Annotated in this window: 20 protein-coding genes; 7 read left to right on the forward strand and 13 right to left on the reverse strand. The window is 42.6% G+C overall.

The features are described from left to right. The first annotated feature begins 164 nt into the window (after nucleotides 1-164). Both DFP77_RS16940 and queG read left to right on the forward strand, forming a co-directional pair. Nucleotides 165-425, forward strand: a complete 261-nt coding sequence (locus DFP77_RS16940) for a hypothetical protein (protein WP_114413407.1) — start codon at nucleotides 165-167, stop codon at nucleotides 423-425. Nucleotides 426-485: 60 nt separating this feature from the next. After that, complete coding sequence (queG, locus tag DFP77_RS16945; protein WP_114413408.1) at nucleotides 486-1559, forward strand: tRNA epoxyqueuosine(34) reductase QueG; 1074 nt, start codon at nucleotides 486-488, stop codon at nucleotides 1557-1559. 3 nt (nucleotides 1560-1562) lie between these two features. On the opposite strand, the gene DFP77_RS16950 is transcribed toward queG, so the two are convergent. Next, the gene (locus DFP77_RS16950; protein ID WP_114413409.1) at nucleotides 1563-2420 is read right to left on the reverse strand and encodes an acyl-CoA thioesterase; all 858 of its coding nucleotides are present in this window, start codon (nucleotides 2418-2420) and stop codon (nucleotides 1563-1565) included. A 183-nt stretch (nucleotides 2421-2603) separates the two neighbouring features. On the opposite strand from DFP77_RS16950, the gene moaA reads away from it, so the two are divergent. The 4 genes from moaA to DFP77_RS16970 all read left to right on the forward strand — a co-directional run bounded on the left by moaA (nucleotide 2604) and on the right by DFP77_RS16970 (nucleotide 5896). Continuing rightward, nucleotides 2604-3629, forward strand: coding sequence for a GTP 3',8-cyclase MoaA (gene moaA / locus DFP77_RS16955; RefSeq protein WP_114413410.1), 1026 nt, complete (start codon nucleotides 2604-2606; stop codon nucleotides 3627-3629). A 12-nt stretch (nucleotides 3630-3641) separates the two neighbouring features. Then, nucleotides 3642-4181, forward strand: a complete 540-nt coding sequence (gene moaB, locus DFP77_RS16960) for a molybdenum cofactor biosynthesis protein B (RefSeq protein WP_114413411.1) — start codon at nucleotides 3642-3644, stop codon at nucleotides 4179-4181. A gap of 5 nt (nucleotides 4182-4186) precedes the next feature. After that, nucleotides 4187-5380 (forward strand): molybdopterin molybdotransferase MoeA, encoded by a 1194-nt coding sequence (locus DFP77_RS16965; protein WP_114413412.1) that lies wholly within the window; start codon nucleotides 4187-4189, stop codon nucleotides 5378-5380. Between the two features lie 90 nt (nucleotides 5381-5470). Further along, complete coding sequence (locus DFP77_RS16970) at nucleotides 5471-5896, forward strand: HepT-like ribonuclease domain-containing protein (protein WP_114413413.1); 426 nt, start codon at nucleotides 5471-5473, stop codon at nucleotides 5894-5896. A 19-nt stretch (nucleotides 5897-5915) separates the two neighbouring features. Here DFP77_RS16970 and DFP77_RS16975 read toward each other — a convergent pair whose 3' ends face one another. Continuing rightward, nucleotides 5916-6881, reverse strand: a complete 966-nt coding sequence (locus DFP77_RS16975) for a LysR family transcriptional regulator (protein WP_114413414.1) — start codon at nucleotides 6879-6881, stop codon at nucleotides 5916-5918. A gap of 89 nt (nucleotides 6882-6970) precedes the next feature. Further along, entirely contained in the window at nucleotides 6971-7882 is a 912-nt protein-coding gene (gene serB, locus DFP77_RS16980; RefSeq protein WP_114413415.1) for a phosphoserine phosphatase SerB, read from the reverse strand. A gap of 144 nt (nucleotides 7883-8026) precedes the next feature. Between serB and DFP77_RS16985 the strand changes: the two genes are divergently transcribed. Next, nucleotides 8027-9463, forward strand: a complete 1437-nt coding sequence (locus DFP77_RS16985) for an AhpA/YtjB family protein (RefSeq protein ID WP_114413416.1) — start codon at nucleotides 8027-8029, stop codon at nucleotides 9461-9463. A gap of 95 nt (nucleotides 9464-9558) precedes the next feature. Here the strand turns inward: DFP77_RS16985 and rpoS are convergent, their stop codons facing one another. The 10 genes from rpoS to eno all read right to left on the reverse strand — a co-directional run bounded on the left by rpoS (nucleotide 9559) and on the right by eno (nucleotide 17779). After that, entirely contained in the window at nucleotides 9559-10560 is a 1002-nt protein-coding gene (gene rpoS / locus DFP77_RS16990) for an RNA polymerase sigma factor RpoS (protein ID WP_114413417.1), read from the reverse strand. 31 nt (nucleotides 10561-10591) lie between these two features. After that, nucleotides 10592-11335, reverse strand: coding sequence for a peptidoglycan DD-metalloendopeptidase family protein (locus DFP77_RS16995; protein ID WP_239544320.1), 744 nt, complete (start codon nucleotides 11333-11335; stop codon nucleotides 10592-10594). Between the two features lie 124 nt (nucleotides 11336-11459). Next, nucleotides 11460-12395 (reverse strand): DUF368 domain-containing protein, encoded by a 936-nt coding sequence (locus DFP77_RS17000; RefSeq protein ID WP_114413419.1) that lies wholly within the window; start codon nucleotides 12393-12395, stop codon nucleotides 11460-11462. After that, nucleotides 12388-13053, reverse strand: coding sequence for a protein-L-isoaspartate(D-aspartate) O-methyltransferase (locus tag DFP77_RS17005; RefSeq protein ID WP_114413420.1), 666 nt, complete (start codon nucleotides 13051-13053; stop codon nucleotides 12388-12390). The genes DFP77_RS17000 and DFP77_RS17005 overlap by 8 nt, the downstream gene beginning before the upstream one ends. Further along, entirely contained in the window at nucleotides 13050-13796 is a 747-nt protein-coding gene (gene surE / locus DFP77_RS17010; protein WP_114413421.1) for a 5'/3'-nucleotidase SurE, read from the reverse strand. The genes DFP77_RS17005 and surE overlap by 4 nt, the downstream gene beginning before the upstream one ends. Continuing rightward, nucleotides 13774-14868 (reverse strand): tRNA pseudouridine(13) synthase TruD, encoded by a 1095-nt coding sequence (truD, locus tag DFP77_RS17015; protein ID WP_114413422.1) that lies wholly within the window; start codon nucleotides 14866-14868, stop codon nucleotides 13774-13776. Before truD ends, surE begins: the two co-directional genes overlap by 23 nt. After that, nucleotides 14865-15356 (reverse strand): 2-C-methyl-D-erythritol 2,4-cyclodiphosphate synthase, encoded by a 492-nt coding sequence (gene ispF / locus DFP77_RS17020; RefSeq protein WP_114413423.1) that lies wholly within the window; start codon nucleotides 15354-15356, stop codon nucleotides 14865-14867. The genes truD and ispF overlap by 4 nt, the downstream gene beginning before the upstream one ends. A 31-nt stretch (nucleotides 15357-15387) precedes the next feature. After that, a complete protein-coding gene (gene ispD, locus DFP77_RS17025) occupies nucleotides 15388-16095 on the reverse strand; it encodes a 2-C-methyl-D-erythritol 4-phosphate cytidylyltransferase (RefSeq protein ID WP_114413424.1) in 708 nt (235 codons plus the stop codon). Further along, complete coding sequence (locus DFP77_RS17030) at nucleotides 16092-16370, reverse strand: septum formation initiator family protein (protein ID WP_012069014.1); 279 nt, start codon at nucleotides 16368-16370, stop codon at nucleotides 16092-16094. The genes ispD and DFP77_RS17030 overlap by 4 nt, the downstream gene beginning before the upstream one ends. A 107-nt stretch (nucleotides 16371-16477) precedes the next feature. Next, entirely contained in the window at nucleotides 16478-17779 is a 1302-nt protein-coding gene (gene eno / locus DFP77_RS17035) for a phosphopyruvate hydratase (RefSeq protein ID WP_114413425.1), read from the reverse strand. Nucleotides 17780-17790: the final 11 nt, after the last annotated feature.

The raw sequence follows: 17790 nt of genomic DNA on the forward strand, positions 1-17790 counted from the left end.
AGCTAGTGGCCCATGAAAAGGAGTCATCGACAGGGTGTCGTCGAATTATATAGCTTTTTATTTTGTCTTTGCGCCTCAGATTTGTCAACACAAAGCGTATAAAAACTTGCTCTAAACTACGCTTCATGGTGTCATAGCGGCATAAATTGATTAGGAGTTTTACCATGGCTAATGAGCTTAACCAACAACGAGTTATTGATGAGTTTTCACGCTGTTTTCGTAAAATGCTTATGGATCCAGAGCTCGCTGGAGAATTAGTCCGTATTGCCAAAGAAAATATCAACCAGCCAAATGCTTACCAGCGCATTGCAGAAGAAGTGTCGAACCAAACCACCATTAAAATCCAAGAAGAGCACACAGAAGCGGATAAAAAATTCATCAAACTATTGATGGATGTCGTTAAAGGCGACTCTCAGCTTTACTAATTTTTTTGTTTTTCACGCTAGGCTGCTTTCTAGCCTAGCGCTCCATGTTTCGGTACCCATTTGCTTCCTTCGTTTTTATCCAGCCCAAAAGAATTAAACCAGCTTGCTGATGATATTAAATCATGGGCGACTGAATTTGGCTTTGCCGACGCTCGTATTGTCGAACCGGATTTAGCCCAACACAAAGACGACTTTAATAAATGGCTTGATAATGGCTATCACGCCGGTATGGATTACCTTGCCAACCATGGCGACATACGCTTTTATCCAGAGCAACTACACCCTGGGACGCGTCGTGTTATCTCCCTTCGGATGCATTATCTCCCTCAATCCGTCGAAACCGTTAAAAGACTGCAAACTAAAGACAAAGCCTATATTGCACGCTATGCATTGGGGCGTGATTACCATAAGTTAATTCGCAAACGCCTTACTCAACTGGCTAAAAAAATAGAGCAACAAGTTGGCGATCATGGCTACAGAGCTTTTGTCGATAGTGCACCTATCCTAGAAAGACAAATTGCGGAACAAGCCGGTATGGGCTGGATTGGCAAAAACACCTTATTACTAACGCCAAAAGCGGGCAGCTGGTTTTTGCTCGGTGAGATATTTACTAATCTGCCACTTCCTGTCGATAAGCCAACCGAGGCCAGACATTGCGGTAGCTGCACGGCCTGCCTAACTCAGTGTCCAACTGATGCCTTTGTCGAACCTTGGGTACTCGATGCAGGAAAATGCATTTCTTATCTAACCATTGAACATAAAGGCTCCATTCCAGAAGAGCTGCGCGGCAAAATGGGCAATCGTATTTTTGGCTGCGATGATTGTCAGCTGGTTTGCCCTTGGACCAAGTTCGCCAAATACACCGAAGAAGATGATTTCCAACCAAGACACAATCTGGATTCAGCGGATCTGGTTGAATTATTTGAGTGGGATGAAACTACCTTTTTAAAAAACACCGAAGGGTCGCCTATTCGTCGCACAGGATTTGAAAATTGGCGCCGAAACATCGCTGTTGCACTGGGCAATGCCCCCACCAGCCCAGACACTATTCAAACACTCAAAAATGCACTCCCTCACTCTTCTGAATTAGTGAAAGAGCACATTATATGGGCACTAAAACAGCACAACCTTTGAAACCTAGTGCGAGTAGCGTAATAAACCTTCTTGGGCAGTCGATGCAACAAGCTCCCCTTTCTGATTAAAAATTTGTCCTCGAACAAATCCCCTCGCTGAACTCGCTGAAGGCGAATCCGCCACATACAGCAACCACTCGTCCAACCTAAATGGGCGATGAAACCAAATAGCATGATCTAAGCTAGCCACAGTCAAATAAGGACTGCCTATCGAAATGCCATGAGGCATCAAGGCAGTTTCAATAAAACCATAATCTGTTGTGTAAGCCAGCATAGATTGATGGATTAACGCATCATCAGGCAAAGCTGACACACTACGAATCCACATATGGCGTTTAGCAATCCCTGGACGAGGACGAAATGGGTTTTGATTTTCGACTATTCGATACTCAATGGGGCGATCTGCCGTGAATAAATCCCGTACTTTAGACGGAATTTCATCGGCATGAGCACGATAGAGAGACAGCTCAGATTTAAAAGAATCTGGTCCAGGCACATTAGGCATCGCCTCCTGATGATCCAACCCATCTTCCGTGATATGAAAAGACACTGTCATCGCCAAAATACTTTTACCAAACTGCGAAGCTATCACCCGTCTGACACTAAAGCTTCCACCATCGCGCACGACCTCAACATCATATTCAATGGGATGAGCAGAATCCCCAGGACGTAAAAAGTAACAATGCAAAGAGTGAGGGAATCGACCTTCAACAGTTTGCGTTGCTGCACTCAACCCCTGACCAATAACTTGACCACCAAATAGCTTAGGAAAACCAATATCCTGACTGCGTCCAACAAATTTAGTCTCTGAAATTCGCTCTAACTTTAGCAATCCAATTAAATGATTAACAACTTGACTCACCTTCTCCTCCTACTTTCTACCTCGCGCAATGACTTCTATTATGGCGCGTTTTTATTCAATGGCTGAACCCAAAATATTTATATATTAAGAATAACGTCAGAAATTATACCTAAAGCGTCTCAGCACTTTGCTAAATAGGCATTTTTTTGCTTCTATGGGCGTATAACTATTGGGGTAATTCTCTTGGCAACGTCCACTTTAATCGATCCATTTGGTCGGAAAATAGACTACTTACGCATATCCGTCACTGACAGATGTGACTTTCGCTGTACCTATTGTATGGATGAAGATGTTACATTTTTAGCTAGAGACCATATTTTGTCTTTAGAAGAAATTGTTCACGTAGCAAAAACCTTCATATCCATGGGAACGAAACGCATCCGTATTACAGGCGGAGAGCCTTTAGTACGTAAAAATATTCTTTGGGCCATCGAACAAATAGCAAATACCACTGGGTTAGAAGAACTGACGATTACGACTAATGGTTCACAGCTTTATAAAATGGCTCAACGCCTACTTGATGCTGGCGTATCACGCATCAACATTAGTCTCGATACACTCAAAGCGGACCGCTTTCATAAACTAACTCGCAGAGACAAATTCCAGCAGGTTATTGATGGAATAGATATTGCCAGTAAACTTCCCTTCAAGCGCTTAAAAATTAATAGCGTGATGCTGAAAAACCATAATGATGATGAGCTGTTTGATCTTGCTCAATTTGCCCTAGACCGAAAAATGGACATCAGCTTTATTGAAGAAATGCCTCTTGGCATTATTACTGACCATAACCGTGCTACCACTTATTTATCCAGTGACGATGTCATAGAGACGCTTGGTAGCCGATACGAACTTACACCCAGCCTAACTACGACCAGCGGCCCAACACGTTATTATCAAGTTGCAGGCTACGAGCATAAGATCGGGGTTATTTCACCACATAGCCATAACTTCTGTGACGCCTGTAACCGAGTCAGATTGACGGCAGAAGGCCGCTTATTACTATGTCTAGGTAACGAGCACTCAAAAGATTTGAAAAACGTCCTTCGTAGCTCTTCTTACTGCTCGACGGCACTCAACTCAAAAGAGCATAATGCAACAGCATTAGAAAACGCTATCATTGAGGCTCTCGCCCTCAAACCACATAAACATCATTTCAACCTCGATGAAGCCCCACAAATTCTTCGCTTCATGAGCGCGACAGGAGGCTAAATAAGGACCCCCATGGCTAAAACACCTGCACCTTTCCGTCCATTAAATATCAGCGTTTTAACCGTTTCAGATACTCGCTCAATTGCCGAAGACACATCTGGTGATGCACTTATTGAGTTACTGACAAAAGCTGGCCACAAACTCAATGAGAGAACACTCGTCAAAGACGATGTTTATCAAATGCGCGCTGTTGTTTCTAATTGGATTGCTGACTCTGAAACTCATGTTATTTTAATCACAGGCGGCACCGGATTCTATTCTCGCGACAGCACACCAGAAGCAATGACCCCCTTATTCGATAAAACGATAGAAGGTTTTGGTGAACTGTTTAGGCAGATTTCCTATACAGAAATTGGCACATCAACCATTCAATCACGTGCTATTGCAGGATTAGCCAATCAGACCCTAGTCTTTTGTTTACCAGGCTCTACTGGTGCTTGTAAAACCGCATGGAATGGCATTTTAGAAGAACAACTTAATGCCTCTCACAGACCATGTAATTTTGTCAGCATGCTGATTGGACCTTACGCTGAAAACCAACATGGGGCATAACAAATATGTCCACTTTACTTGCCTTTGAAGATGCTCTAGAAGAGATTACACGCAGTGCCAGTGTCCTTGTAGAGCAGCAAACAATCCCACTTATAAACGCTGTTGGACGGACTCTAGCAAACAACGTGGTTGCCAGAATTTCTGTCCCACCTTATGATAACAGTGCAATGGATGGCTACGCACTTGCCTGCCAAGATTGGCAAGATGGCAAACGTTTTACCGTTAGTCAGCGTGTTGCCGCTGGCCAGCACCCTCAGCCTTTAATGCCAGGTACCTGTGCTCGTATTTTCACTGGCGCAAATATTCCTTCCGGTGCAGATACCGTTGTTATGCAGGAAAACACCGAGCTAGAAGGTGACAAAGTCATCTTTACTAAACAACCGACGTCTTCCGACAATATTCGACCGTTAGGGCAGGATATGCAGATCGGTCAAACGGTTGTTAAGGTAGGTGAGAAAATTACGCCAATACACATTGGCCTTTTGTCTAGCCTTGGTATCACAGAGGTCATCGTCTACAAACAGTTGAATGTCGGCATCCTCACAACAGGTGATGAGCTGATTCCTACTGGTGAGAAACTAAAAGAAGGCCAAATATATAATTCAAATGGCCCAATGTTAAGCGCGCTTGTAGCTCAAGCTGGTCATAACGTGAGCCATTGTTTACATACAGCTGATACACCCGAAGACACAAAAACAGCCTTAAAAACCTTGATGCAATCCTGTGATGTTATTCTTTCGTCTGGCGGTGTTTCTGTTGGCGAAGAAGACCATGTAAAAGACGCCTTGGAAAAACTGGGCAAAGTGCATTTATGGAAAATAGCCATTAAGCCTGGCAAACCACTTGTTCACGCCACGCTTCAAGGCATTCCTTTTCTTGGCTTACCCGGAAACCCAAGCTCAACGTTAGTAACCTATCATTGGTTCGCTCGTCTTTTGCTGTCAATTTGTGCGGGTCAAGTTGCGGAACTTCCCAAGTCTTATCCTGTAGATGCGGGCTTTAACCGCAATAAAGTAATACAACGAGATGAGTTTTTACGAGTATCAATTGGTAAAGATGGGCTAGCTTACGCCCATCCACAACAAAGCTCTGGTGCCCTACTTGCAGCTTGTGAAAGCCAAGGGTATTTGCATGTAAAAGCAAACACTCAAATTGAATATGGTCACTCCTATTCTTTTTATCCTTTCTCTAGCTTCTAATTTTTCCCCTTTTCACTTATCTCACCTAAACTACTAAATAGCATGCAGAAAACCTGCGTGCTATTTCCTCATAGAAAAGGCGAAATCAAAATGAGAGATGCAGAATGGGAAAGCTCCCTTTATGACCATCAGCATGAGATGATAAAGCGTCTTGATGCCTATAGAAAGCGGCCATCTGGAGCAGGGTACAACAAAGATGAAACCATGGTGATCGAGCATTCATTTCAATTACTGGTTGCCTCTATGCTTGATCTTGCTCGATATGTGTTAGAACACCATTACAACGCGGAAGTAGTTTCACGTAGAGAAGTTTTAAATGCATTAGTTGCTCATAATGATGTGACGTATGAACAAGCTGAACAGATACGTACTCTAATAGCATTAAGAGACAAGATTTTACATGATTATTTAGACGAGAATTTTGCCGATTTAGAAGAAGCAATGACATTAAGACGGTATGGATTGGTTGAAATACTAACCAAAGAATGGATAACGCGCTTATCAAGCACGCCCTGATAAACGGTCAAAGATAAAGCTAAATAGATGAATCTAGAAACGCTTGTCTCAATAAGCCACGAAACCAAACGTGGGCAGCATCTCTTTGAAAGCGTTCATGCCAAATCATCGAATAATCGAACTCGCGCGTTCCAAATGGCAGCTCATACACAGCAATTTCAGATACTGTTGACGCCATGTCTTCAGCAAATAGCTTGGGGACTGTAAGTAGTAAATCACTGTCCATCACAACTCGAGCGGCTGGCACGAAATTCGGTAGATGGACAGAAACATGCCTCTTATGTCCCATTTTTTCGAGCTCTCTATCAACGGCAAAATACTCTCGACGCCCCAGCACCACTTGCACATGATCAGCTTTTAAATAACTATCTAACGTCAATTCCAGCTGAATATTCGGGTGATCTTTACGCGCTAAACAAACTAGACGATCACTCTTTAAACGCATGGCACGTATGCTTGGTGGCGGTTCTTTTGATAATACAGCGACAGCAATATCAATATTGGTTTGATCTAGCTCTAATACTCTATCTTCATCCCAAGACTTTACATCAAGAATCGCATCAGGGGCTTGCTGCCGAAAAAGGTCTAATATCTTAGGTAGAACAGTCAAGGTTCCAAAATCTGTTGTTGATAACACGAAGCGACGCTTACTTGTTTGAGGATCAAACTCACTAGGCTGAATAATGTTCTCAAGCCCTTTCAGCATATCGGATAATAGTGGCGCTAAATTCTGTGTTTTAGCGGTTGCAGACAGGCCGTGGGAGGTTCGGGTAAACAAGGGATCATCAAATAGGTCTCTCAATCGAGACAGTGAGCGACTGACAGCTGGTTGAGATACATTTAGGCGTGTTGCTGCTTTGGTAACATTCAGCTCCTCAATAAGGACCTGTAAAACGTACAGCAAATTTAAATCCACATCGGATAATCGAATCTCTGACAAAACAGCACCCCAACTAAGCTTGTTATAATTATAACCAAGAATCATAACAAGCTTTTAGAAAGGGCAATAGTACTCTCTCTAAGAAGACCTAAAAATAGAGGTATCGTGCTTTACCACATAACCCAAAGTAATAGTTATTTAGTCACATCTCGAATTTCAGCGGATGACATACCGAGTAAATACAAAATACCGTCTAGACCAAGGTTATTCATCGGACAAGGGGCCTTTTCTCTTACCAAAGGTTTTGCATGCAAAGCAACACCCAAAGCAGCATGATTAAGCATCAACAAATCATTCGCACCATCACCACACGCTATTGTTTGACTCCAATCCGACTTTTTCGCTTCAACAATATTTGTTAATAATAGTTTTTTACGTTCACCATCAACAATATCGCCTAGATGGCGACCTGTTAATGCGCCATCTTGAATTTCGAGAACATTAGCATGCACTTCAGACATCCCGTAATCCGCCTGGACACGATCAGCAAAATACGTAAAGCCACCTGATAAGATAGCGGTATGCCAACCATAATGATGCAGCACAGCCATTAAGGTGGAAATGCCATCCATATGCTGGATACGTTGATACACACTGTCCATAACATCACTGCTAAGGCCCTTTAATAAGGCTAAGCGCTGAACAAAGCTTTCAACGAAGTCTATTTCTCCACGCATAGCGCTCGCTGTGATCACTGAAATCTGCTCTCCAATCCCAGCATCAACTGCTAGCTCGTCCATTACCTCTGCCTTAATCAGCGTTGAATCCATATCAAAGACAGCAACACCTGCATTGTGGATATCCACCATAGTCGACTGATAAATATGGTCTATTCCAGTCTCATTAGATAACGCTAGCAACTCTGTGCGAATAACGGCACTATTCGCCGCCTCACTAGCCAACATAACTTGTGCAACCGCAATGGGATCACCTGCTTCAGTAAGCAAACGAATTGCCCCTTGCAGACTGCGCGCGTCTAACCAAGCGTTAAATTTATCAAGATATTCAGGGCTCAAAGCCCCCATAAGAGTAATACTGGCAGACATAAACGCTCCTAATTTAATAAGACGCCTACTATAGCAAATCGTTTTCTTTTCGCTAAGCACCTGTTCTACTTTAAAGAATTCAGAAAATAGCCGTTATGATGTGTATACTTTAGTCATTGTTCTACGTGTTACCAAAGGAAATGAATGGACATCCAGCCTAAAACCCATGCAATTCGTGCATTTATACGAGAGAAGCTCAGCGCATCAGTTGTCACCATTGCCACTTTTATTTCATTAATGATTCTTACCGTCTGTATTTTTTGGTATACGATGACCCATGCCCTGGGAAACTATTTATCACAACAAACAGAAGTATTAGGTAGCAGTTTAGCAACCCAAGCAGCTTTTAATGCTACACAGTCGATATTGAACAACGATTTATTAAGCCTTAATGTTTTGTTGAATCGACTAGTGGTTGACGACAATATATTAAGTGCTCGAGTCTATAACAAAAAAGACGAACTACTTGCAGAAGCCGACAGCGGTCATTCTGGAATGCAGTCTGAACAAGACTTTCGTCCTAACGACAAACGTCGAGTGTACAGTTCAAGCATCAAGTTTAGGGATGAAATTGTTGGTCATGTTCTTATTACTCTAGATAAAACCCCCGCCCAAGCGACACTCCAGCATTTGAATAACCTTTTAATCGGTGTTGCTATTTTTACTTGTACCATAGCGTTATTAGTGATCATACTCGTCACCAAATGGCTACTCACTCCGGTGAATGAAGCAACATCAGCGCTTATTGCTTACAGTAAAGGAAAAAGCCCTGCTGACATACCAGTACCTCCTTATAAAGAAGCACGAGCGCTACTGAAGGCTGTTACGATAGTACAGGCAATAAAACCTCAAGAGGCGATCATAGAGAAAGCAAGCGAAGCGAAAGAAGAAAAAATAGCCGAGTTAGCAAAGCCTCAATTCGAAATGAATTTCGAAGCTATTTTTGAAGAATCTAGAAACCGTAGTTGCGTGTTGTATTTCGACATTCTTAACCTAAAAGAATGGCATGAGACCATGACGCCATTGCAAGTCGCTAACCTGTTAACTCCTGTTTATAGAGCTATGTTCCAAGCAAGTGAAATGTACTTAGGTCAAGTTCATCAGTATAAAAATGATTCGGCGATCATTCTTTTCAGCGCGCGTCATTGTGAGGATAATCTCTATATTAATGCTGTCTGTACTGCCCAGCTCTTTCTGGGCTTAATGGATAAATTACTTGAAAACGATTTGTACACAAACATCCCCAAACTCAACTTTCATTTAGGCCTGCATCAAGGTAACCCCTACATAACCAATATGGTAAAAGAGAATCACTTTGAACCAGATGATATAGAAGCGCTCTTAAGCAACATTCATCAACTCAGTCGTTCAGAAAGCATGAACACCTTGGTTATTAGCGATGACATTTTCACCTTATCTCACATTCAAAACCGTGTTTTTACTGGGCTACCAGAGATAATAGAGGATGACGGCAACGAAATTTTAGCGTATGAAGTAAAAGGACTTTCTGACAAGTATAAACAACAAATTCAACAGTATGTTGAAGAGATCACCAACCCAGAACAACACCAAGACACCTAATAACCTAGTATTGCTTTGATAAAAAAGAACCCCCAATGTTGGTTGTCCAACTATTGGGGGCCACTTCATATCTGTTTTTTTAACCGAGTACGCAATCAATCATCGAGGCGGATAACATCGTCTAAAGCCAGCCCTTCCTTATCCATGATCAATCGCAGCTTGCGCAATGCCTCTACTTGAATCTGGCGAACTCGCTCACGAGTCAGACCTATCTCAGCACCAACATGCTCAAGTGTACTAGCCTCGTGACCTCGTAGCCCAAAGCGACGAGTAATCACCTCACACTGCTTCTCACTCAGTTCATTTAGCCACAATTCAATACTGTGGATAACATCACCATCTTGGCGATCAGCTTCAGGCCCTTGGTGAAGAGTGTCCGCTAAAATTTCAACCAAGCTTTTATCGTTATTCTCACCACCGAAAGTTGCATCTATCGAGCTTACCTTCTCATTAAGCCCAAGCATTTTCTGCACGTCTTCAACAGGACAGTCGAGCATTTCTGCAATTTCTTCGGCTCTTGGTTCATGATCTAGTTTCTGTGTTAGCTCACGAGCTGCCCGCAAATATACATTGAGCTCTTTAACAACGTGGATAGGCAAACGAATAGTTCGAGTTTGATTCATAATCGCACGCTCAATGGTTTGTCGTATCCACCAAGTTGCATAAGTGGAAAAACGGAAACCTCGCTCAGGATCAAACTTCTCGACGGCACGAATTAAACCTAGGTTACCTTCTTCAATAAGATCCAATAAAGATAAGCCTCTATTTAGGTAACGTCGTGATATTTTCACAACCAAACGCAAATTACTTTCTATCATGCGTTTACGTGCTTTTTCGTCACCCTTAAGAGAAAGGCGAGCGAAGTATACTTCCTCCTCTGCACTAAGCAGTGGTGAAAAACCGATTTCACTCAGATACAACTGAGTAACATCTAAATTGCGACTAGTATCAGCATCCGCATATCGAGCATTTACTGCCGATTCAAATTCTTCGTCTACTAGATCCTCATTCTCGTCATACTCACTCACAGACTCGAAATCAAAATCCTCCGTATTCGAAACTTTTGTTGCTTCTTTTTCCATATTTGCCAACTTCATGCCCCCTCCTTAAAACGCCAATTCGCTTAATTTATTTGGGTAAAACATCTAGCGGATCGATCGGCTGACCATCACGACGTACTTCAAAGTGAAGAAGTGGTCTATCCTCTCCCTTACCACCAATAACAGCAAGAGAGTCGCCAGCACGAACATTTTGTTTTTCTTTTACCAAGATCCTTTCGTTATAAGCATAAGCACTAAGGTACACATCATTGTGTTTCACTATCACAAGATTTCCATATCCAATTAGACCACTGCCTGCATATACAACCGTTCCATCAGCTGCGGCTGTTATCAAAGCTCCTTCTGCTGCTTTTATATCTATACCTTTACTACTAACGCCGCTATTTGAAAAGCCCCTAGTGACCTGACCGTCTACTGGCCAGAACCAATCACTGGTGATTTTACTGTCTTTAGTGTCGCTCTTTGGTGACGTTACAGCTGTTTTAGTCGTTGTCGGCGTCACTGTTTTGACTGGTGTACTTTTCGCGCTCTGCACTATTAAAGGAGTTGAAGACGATGATGATTTCGGACTTACTGATGCGACAGATCCTCCACTATTTACCAGACGAATTTTTTGCTTTGGATAAATTGTATAAGGCGCATCAATACGATTAGCTTTCGCTAAATCTCGATAGTCTAATCCGTAGCGAAAGGCAATAGAGAACAAGGTTTCACCACTTTGAACACGATGAATACCGGAAGATGGAATAGAAGAAACACTGGCATTATTCGATGCATATGTGCGGTTATTTTTCGCCGAATAATGGAGCACTTCATAAGAGCAACCAGATAAAAAAAGACAAAAAAAACCTAGCCAACCCATCAAGCGGGTTAGCGATAAAATATTCTGTCTATTCGCTACACTACAAAAAATAGCTCATCACCTTAACTGCCACTTACAACCCATTATTTACATTTGTGTCTTTTCGTAAAAAAATGTAAGAAATGAGAACCACACTCAAAAACCCCATAAAAACAAAGACTACGGGAAGCAAAAAATCCATTGGCCAATAAAAATTGATACCATTCCAAGGCAAAATCAAATGCTCTTGTATAGGGTATTTCTTATCCCCAATTAGCGCCCACTCATCTGTCACTTTCCACGGCCACACCTTTACTAGCGCACCTAGCATAACACCTGTTAAAACAGAGAGAGTCATGGACCTTACATGATTAAGTAAATAACGCAGAATTTTAGAAAAGCTCAACAGCCCTATCAGTGCTCCCGCTGCAAAAGTGGCAATCACGGCAAGATCGACACTCTTAACTGCAGACAGAATAAATCCATACATCCCCATCATCAGCAACAGAAAACTCCCGGAAATCCCAGGCAAAATCATTGCACAAATGGCAATCATCCCAGAGAAAAACACCATAATAAGGGATGTGTTCAGTTGAGTGGGAACCAGTAATGACAAACTAGAACCTATCGCAATCCCAACAATAAGGCCCGCAAAATGCCTATGGGTAAAGCCTTCTATTTGACTAATTAAAAAATAAGCAGACGCTAAAATAAGGCCAAAAAAGAAGCTCCATAGATAGCTGGGGTATTCTAATAAAAGATGTGTAATTAAACCCGCCAGCAAGAAAATACTGGTCACAATTCCAGCCCCCAATGATAATAAGAAAGCACCATCAAAATGCTGCCACAAAGCTTTGACGTTGCCTTTAAATAACATACATAAGCTATCTTTATTAACGCCACTCAAGGCATTAATAAGGCGTTCATAAACTCCTAAAATGAACGCAATCGTACCACCAGAAACACCCGGGACAATATCAGCCGCGCCCATCAATACGCCACTCAAGTACACTTTCAGCCATTTAGGCATATTCCATTCCTTCCAATAAAGGGACAAAATATGCAGACTCAGTCCCTAAGCATTTCCAACGATCACCTTCTTTTCGCCAACAACCAATCTGTGGGCTAGGATGATCAATTGGCATAATAAGAATCCCTTGCTGCTTTAAGCAATTTGTTAAAGCCAACGGAATTTTGCTCGCCATCGCGGTAATAATAACAGCATCCATCTCTACTTTATTTGGCCAACCAGCCTGACCATCACCAAACAAATATTCAACATTATTCACCCCCATTGATGACAAGCGCTGTTTCGCCAGTAGATAAAGCGACTCTTGACGTTCGACAGTGTGAACTTTATTAAAAAAATGCGACAAGATACGAGTTTGATAACCAGAACCAGTTCCCACTTCCAACACACGCCCAAGTCGAGAATGAGACAGCAGCCATTCTGTCATTCTAGCAACCGTCAGCGGCTGACTAATCGTCTGATTTCGACCAATTGGAAGTGGGGTTGCCGAATACGCAAGATGGGAAAAGGCGGGCTCAACAAAATCATGACGAGGAACAGACCCCATTAAAGCTAATAGCTCTTCATGACTAATCCCATGCTCTCTAAGCTGATGAATCATCCTAGAGGACCGAGACTCAGAGTGTGTTATTAACCAATTAAGATCGTGAAGACTCATAGGGTTATTGTATCAGTCCATCTTTCAAGTGGTGACTGGGCTTCATAGCAGGTCATATCGGTGTGAATTGGCGTAATGGAAACATAACCATTTTCAATCGCACAAAAATCTGTCCCTTCAGACATATCATGAGGCTCAGACAAAGCGCCAATCCAGTAGCTCGGTAAACCACGCGGGTGCTGTGCAGAAATTGGGGCTTGAGCTTTATGACGATAGCCTAAACGCGTAACCTGAATACCTTTTAACTCGCCGTATGGAACATCTGGAACATTGATATTCAGTAAAATACCCGCTGATAAAGTAAGCGTCGGAGCATCTTTTAGTAGTTGAATAACAACCTTTGCAGCCGTCTCAAAATGCTGACTCCCAACCAAAGAAATAGCCAATGCCGGACGGCCTAGGTGACGCGCTTCCATCGCCGCAGCAACGGTACCAGAATAAATAACATCGTCACCCAAGTTGGCGCCATGATTGATGCCAGATACGACCAAATCAACCTCACCATCAACCATCCCAGACAGCGCCAAATTGACACAATCTGTCGGTGTACCATCGACACGAAAAAAATGTGGCCGAACTTCAGTAGGTTGCAGTGGGCGAGTTAACGTCAAAGAATTGCTCGCACCGCTACGATTTCGATCAGGGGCGACCACTAAAACATCGTATTCTTGCTGTAAATGTTGTGCTAACGTTTGTATGCCAACTGCATCAAGACCATCATCATTGGCGATCAATATTCTCATGATATTTCTCAGCTGACTTATCCGTAAAATCAATCATCTCGCGAAGTAAACTGGTCGCAAAACACCCTTTTGGTAAAGAAAACTCCACAATCAGTTGCGTATTCTCTTCGCTTTCTCTTAGCAATTCCCACGCCATGTTCATAGGAACAAGACGAGCTAACCGACTATCTCTAGAAAGATCAAAAGCAATGAGTGAATCAACTAAGTCCATACTCTCTGACAAAGAGCTTTTAATTGCTGCCTCTCTCTGTGCGCCTGTACCCGCTTCCCAACCTGCACTAATCATAGGTAAAACAGGGCTTATACTGCCGCGCTGCACACTTAAATGCATCAAAGCACCAACTTCCTTCACGCGGAATTGCTCATCTTTGTGCTGAAACTGAGCGATATCACCATCACACAAACGCATCCACATACCATTTTCAACTTGGTCACTTAAGGCTTCATTGAAACACCAAGATCGAATAGCAGATAACCAGAAAGACTCTGTCTTAGAAAGCTTGCGGCGACTTTGCCGCCCTTTTAAGACAAAGTCTTTCCCATAGTGCAAATTATTACCGTTTATACCAAAGCGCTGCGGACCATAATAATTAGGCACACCACTTAGTTTTATCAGATTCAAGCGGGCTTCAAGTTCATCCAGATCACCATGAATACCGCGCATTCGAATCACAAAACGATTCGCTAAATGCGTTCCGGTACGAAGCTTTTTGGAATGACGTAACTGTGCAACCACTCGAACACTTTCAGGCTCCCTGAACGCTTCTTGAATCGTCGACAAGTCTGGTTCTTGATTCAAAACATGCAAACAGAACCACTGGCGCGTACAAGCATGGCGATCTTTTACGCCACTGTAAGTCACTTTATTAGGTGCAATACCAGCAAGTTGAGCCAAACGTTTAGCAAGAAAATCGGTATTTACTCCTTCCTTTTCAATAAATACGAAGCAAAATTCCCCTTTACCATCAGGTTCAAAACCTAATTGCTCTTCAACATAAAAATCCTGTACATGGGTTTTCAAATCCCCAGTAACCGTCGGCTTAGACCAAGCGTATCGCCATTCGGTATTCATATTTGATCCTGTTTAAAAATGAGAGCAACCGCTTCAACTGCGATTCCCTCTTTACGCCCTGTAAACCCCAACTTTTCCGTTGTTGTCGCTTTCACATTAACCGTGCCGATATCAACCGCTAAATCCTCGGCAATATTCGCTCGCATTGCATCAATATAAGGACGCATTTTTGGCGCTTCAGCAATAATAGTGACATCAACATTAGCCACACCAAAACCCAGTGCCTGTATTTCTTGGTAAGCACGTTTTAATAAGATTCGACTATCAGCTCCAGCGAATGCGTCGTCGGTATCAGGGAAATGCTTGCCTATATCACCCAGTGCTGCAGCGCCCAACAAAGCGTCTGTTAAAGCATGTAGAGCTACATCGCCATCAGAGTGAGCTATCAGCCCTTGAGAATAAGGAATTGATACACCGCCCAGAACAATGTGATCACCTTCACCAAATTTATGTACATCAAAACCATGGCCGATACGAAATGGCATCATGATAGTTACTCCTGTGCGATACAATGCACTGTTAGTGTAATTTTGAAAGGTAAGAGTACAGCGCTTCTGCGATCAGCAAATCTTCAGGTAAGGTTATTTTAATGTTGCTACTCTCACCAATAACTAGGTCCGGATGCCAACCAATAAATTCCATCGCAGAGCATTCATCCGTTATAGAAACGCCTTCTAATTGCGCTCTTTCTAATGAATCCAAAAGGGCTGAAAGAGGAAATTTTTGTGGTGTCTGAGCCAACCAGATAGCACTCCGGTCCAGCGTTGCATCCACTAATGGCTGCTCTGCTAACTGAAGTTTTACCGTATCTTTAGCAGGCATCGCTAAAATAGCACCGTGTTCAGATTGGTGGTTCATAATTCGATTAAGCGCGTCTTGGCTCAATAAAGGTCTCGCCGCATCATGAACCAACACTACTTGATGTTCATTTACATCAGGCATACCTAAAAGATAGCGTAATCCTTTTTGCACTGTGTCGCTGCGCTCTTCACCACCAACAAAGGCTTTTACCAGCTCATGATTATACCACTTAGAATGCTGCCAATAAGCGTCTTCTTGGCCAACACCAACCAACACACCAGCGATTAATGGATGCGAAATAAACAAGGCTATGGTTCGGTCTAGAATGGTTTCCCCAGCAAGTGATAAATATTGCTTGGGAAAACTTGCTTGCATACGCTGACCAACACCAGCAGCAGGGATAATAACCCAGAAAGCCTGTGTCATTTTTTATTTACCATACGATAAAATACTTCACCATCTTTTATATATTGCAACTCACTACGAACGTGTTCTTCTACCGCCTCTTCTCCAAGGCGAAGATCATGTACTTGCGCTCTAAGTGCTTGATTTCGATGTTTTAAGCGTAAATTTATTCGTTCCTGATAAGCAATTTGCTTTGCCAGCTCTTCTTGGCGCTTAACGCCCTGTTCACCAAAGTACAAATGATAAGATTGATAACCCACGGCACAGACGAAGAAGAAAATTAACAAACGCGCCATAACACCCTCAGAAGCCTAAAAATACATTCCTTATTATCAAAGGAATTGAATCAAAAAAAAATAAAAAAGGGAGAACCAAGTTCTCCCTTTTTTAAGTCAAGACGATATTAAGCTTGACCTTTAATCTCAGAAAGACCTTTGTACGGAGCTTTACCACCTAATTGCTCTTCAATACGTAGCAATTGGTTGTATTTAGCAACACGGTCAGAACGACATAGGGAACCCGTCTTAATTTGGCCAGCTGCTGTACCTACTGCAAGGTCTGCAATAGTCGCGTCTTCTGTCTCACCAGAACGGTGAGAAATAACAACAGTAAAACCAGCATCTTTTGCCATCTTAATAGCAGCTAACGTCTCAGTTAAAGAACCGATTTGGTTAAACTTGATTAAGATTGAGTTCGCAATGCCGTTATCAATACCGCGTTTCAAAATCTTAGTGTTGGTAACAAAAAGATCATCACCCACTAATTGGATTTTATCGCCCATTAATTTAGTTTGATGTGCGAAGCCATCCCAGTCTGACTCGTCAAGACCGTCTTCGATAGAAACAATCGGATACTGCTTAGTAAGGTCTTGTAAGAAGACGTTGAACTCTTCAGACGTAAATTTCTTACCTTCACCTTTAAGGTTGTAGATGTTTGCTTCTTTGTCGTAAAACTCAGAGGCAGCACAATCCATCGCCAAAGTGATGTCTTTACCTAGCTCGTAACCTGCTGCTGCAACGGCTTCTTTAATAACAGCCAATGCTTCAGCATTGGATGACAAATCAGGGGCAAAACCACCTTCATCACCAACTGCTGTACTTAAACCACGATCGCTCAATACTTTTTTCAGCGCATGAAAGATTTCAGCACCGTAACGTAATGCTTCGCGAAAATTTGGCGCACCAACTGGTTGAATCATGAATTCTTGAATATCAACGTTGTTGTCTGCATGCTCACCACCATTAATGATGTTCATCATAGGCACAGGCATTGAGTAAACGCCTGGTGTGCCGTTGATGTCAGCAATGTGAGCGTATAATGGGATTTTCTTAGAAATTGCTGCCGCTTTCGCCGCTGCCAAAGAAACCGCCAAAATAGCGTTAGCGCCAAAAGTAGATTTGTTTTCTGTGCCATCTAGATCAATCATAATCTGATCTAATTCTGCTTGAGCAAGGGCATCTTTGCCGATCAAAGCGTCACGGATAGGACCGTTAACCGCTGCAACCGCTTTCAATACACCTTTGCCTAGATAACGACTTTTGTCGCCATCACGTAATTCTAATGCTTCACGAGAACCGGTAGAGGCACCAGACGGTGCACACGCTGAACCTACGGAGCCGTCTGCCAAAATAACATCAGCTTCAACAGTAGGATTACCACGAGAATCTAATACTTCTCTGGCCTTAATATCAACGATTTGACTCATAACAAACCTCT

It is taken from the genome of Marinomonas foliarum (assembly GCF_003337275.1).
GTDB lineage: Bacteria > Pseudomonadota > Gammaproteobacteria > Pseudomonadales > Marinomonadaceae > Marinomonas > Marinomonas foliarum.

Coding starts and splice junctions, on each gene's coding strand:
- eno (WP_114413425.1), bottom strand. CDS start 17,779: ATGAGTCAAATCGTTGATATTAAGGCCAGAGAAGTATTAGATTCTCGT.
- rpoS (WP_114413417.1), bottom strand. CDS start 10,560: ATGAAGTTGGCAAATATGGAAAAAGAAGCAACAAAAGTTTCGAATACG.
- DFP77_RS17005 (WP_114413420.1), bottom strand. CDS start 13,053: ATGAGTCTTCACGATCTTAATTGGTTAATAACACACTCTGAGTCTCGG.
- truD (WP_114413422.1), bottom strand. CDS start 14,868: ATGAATACCGAATGGCGATACGCTTGGTCTAAGCCGACGGTTACTGGG.
- DFP77_RS16970 (WP_114413413.1), top strand. CDS start 5,471: ATGAGAGATGCAGAATGGGAAAGCTCCCTTTATGACCATCAGCATGAG.
- moaB (WP_114413411.1), top strand. CDS start 3,642: ATGGCTAAAACACCTGCACCTTTCCGTCCATTAAATATCAGCGTTTTA.
- serB (WP_114413415.1), bottom strand. CDS start 7,882: ATGTCTGCCAGTATTACTCTTATGGGGGCTTTGAGCCCTGAATATCTT.
- ispD (WP_114413424.1), bottom strand. CDS start 16,095: ATGACACAGGCTTTCTGGGTTATTATCCCTGCTGCTGGTGTTGGTCAG.
- DFP77_RS16985 (WP_114413416.1), top strand. CDS start 8,027: ATGGACATCCAGCCTAAAACCCATGCAATTCGTGCATTTATACGAGAG.
- DFP77_RS16975 (WP_114413414.1), bottom strand. CDS start 6,881: ATGATTCTTGGTTATAATTATAACAAGCTTAGTTGGGGTGCTGTTTTG.
- DFP77_RS16940 (WP_114413407.1), top strand. CDS start 165: ATGGCTAATGAGCTTAACCAACAACGAGTTATTGATGAGTTTTCACGC.
- ispF (WP_114413423.1), bottom strand. CDS start 15,356: ATGATGCCATTTCGTATCGGCCATGGTTTTGATGTACATAAATTTGGT.
- DFP77_RS17030 (WP_012069014.1), bottom strand. CDS start 16,370: ATGGCGCGTTTGTTAATTTTCTTCTTCGTCTGTGCCGTGGGTTATCAA.
- DFP77_RS17000 (WP_114413419.1), bottom strand. CDS start 12,395: ATGCCTAAATGGCTGAAAGTGTACTTGAGTGGCGTATTGATGGGCGCG.
- surE (WP_114413421.1), bottom strand. CDS start 13,796: ATGAGAATATTGATCGCCAATGATGATGGTCTTGATGCAGTTGGCATA.
- DFP77_RS16965 (WP_114413412.1), top strand. CDS start 4,187: ATGTCCACTTTACTTGCCTTTGAAGATGCTCTAGAAGAGATTACACGC.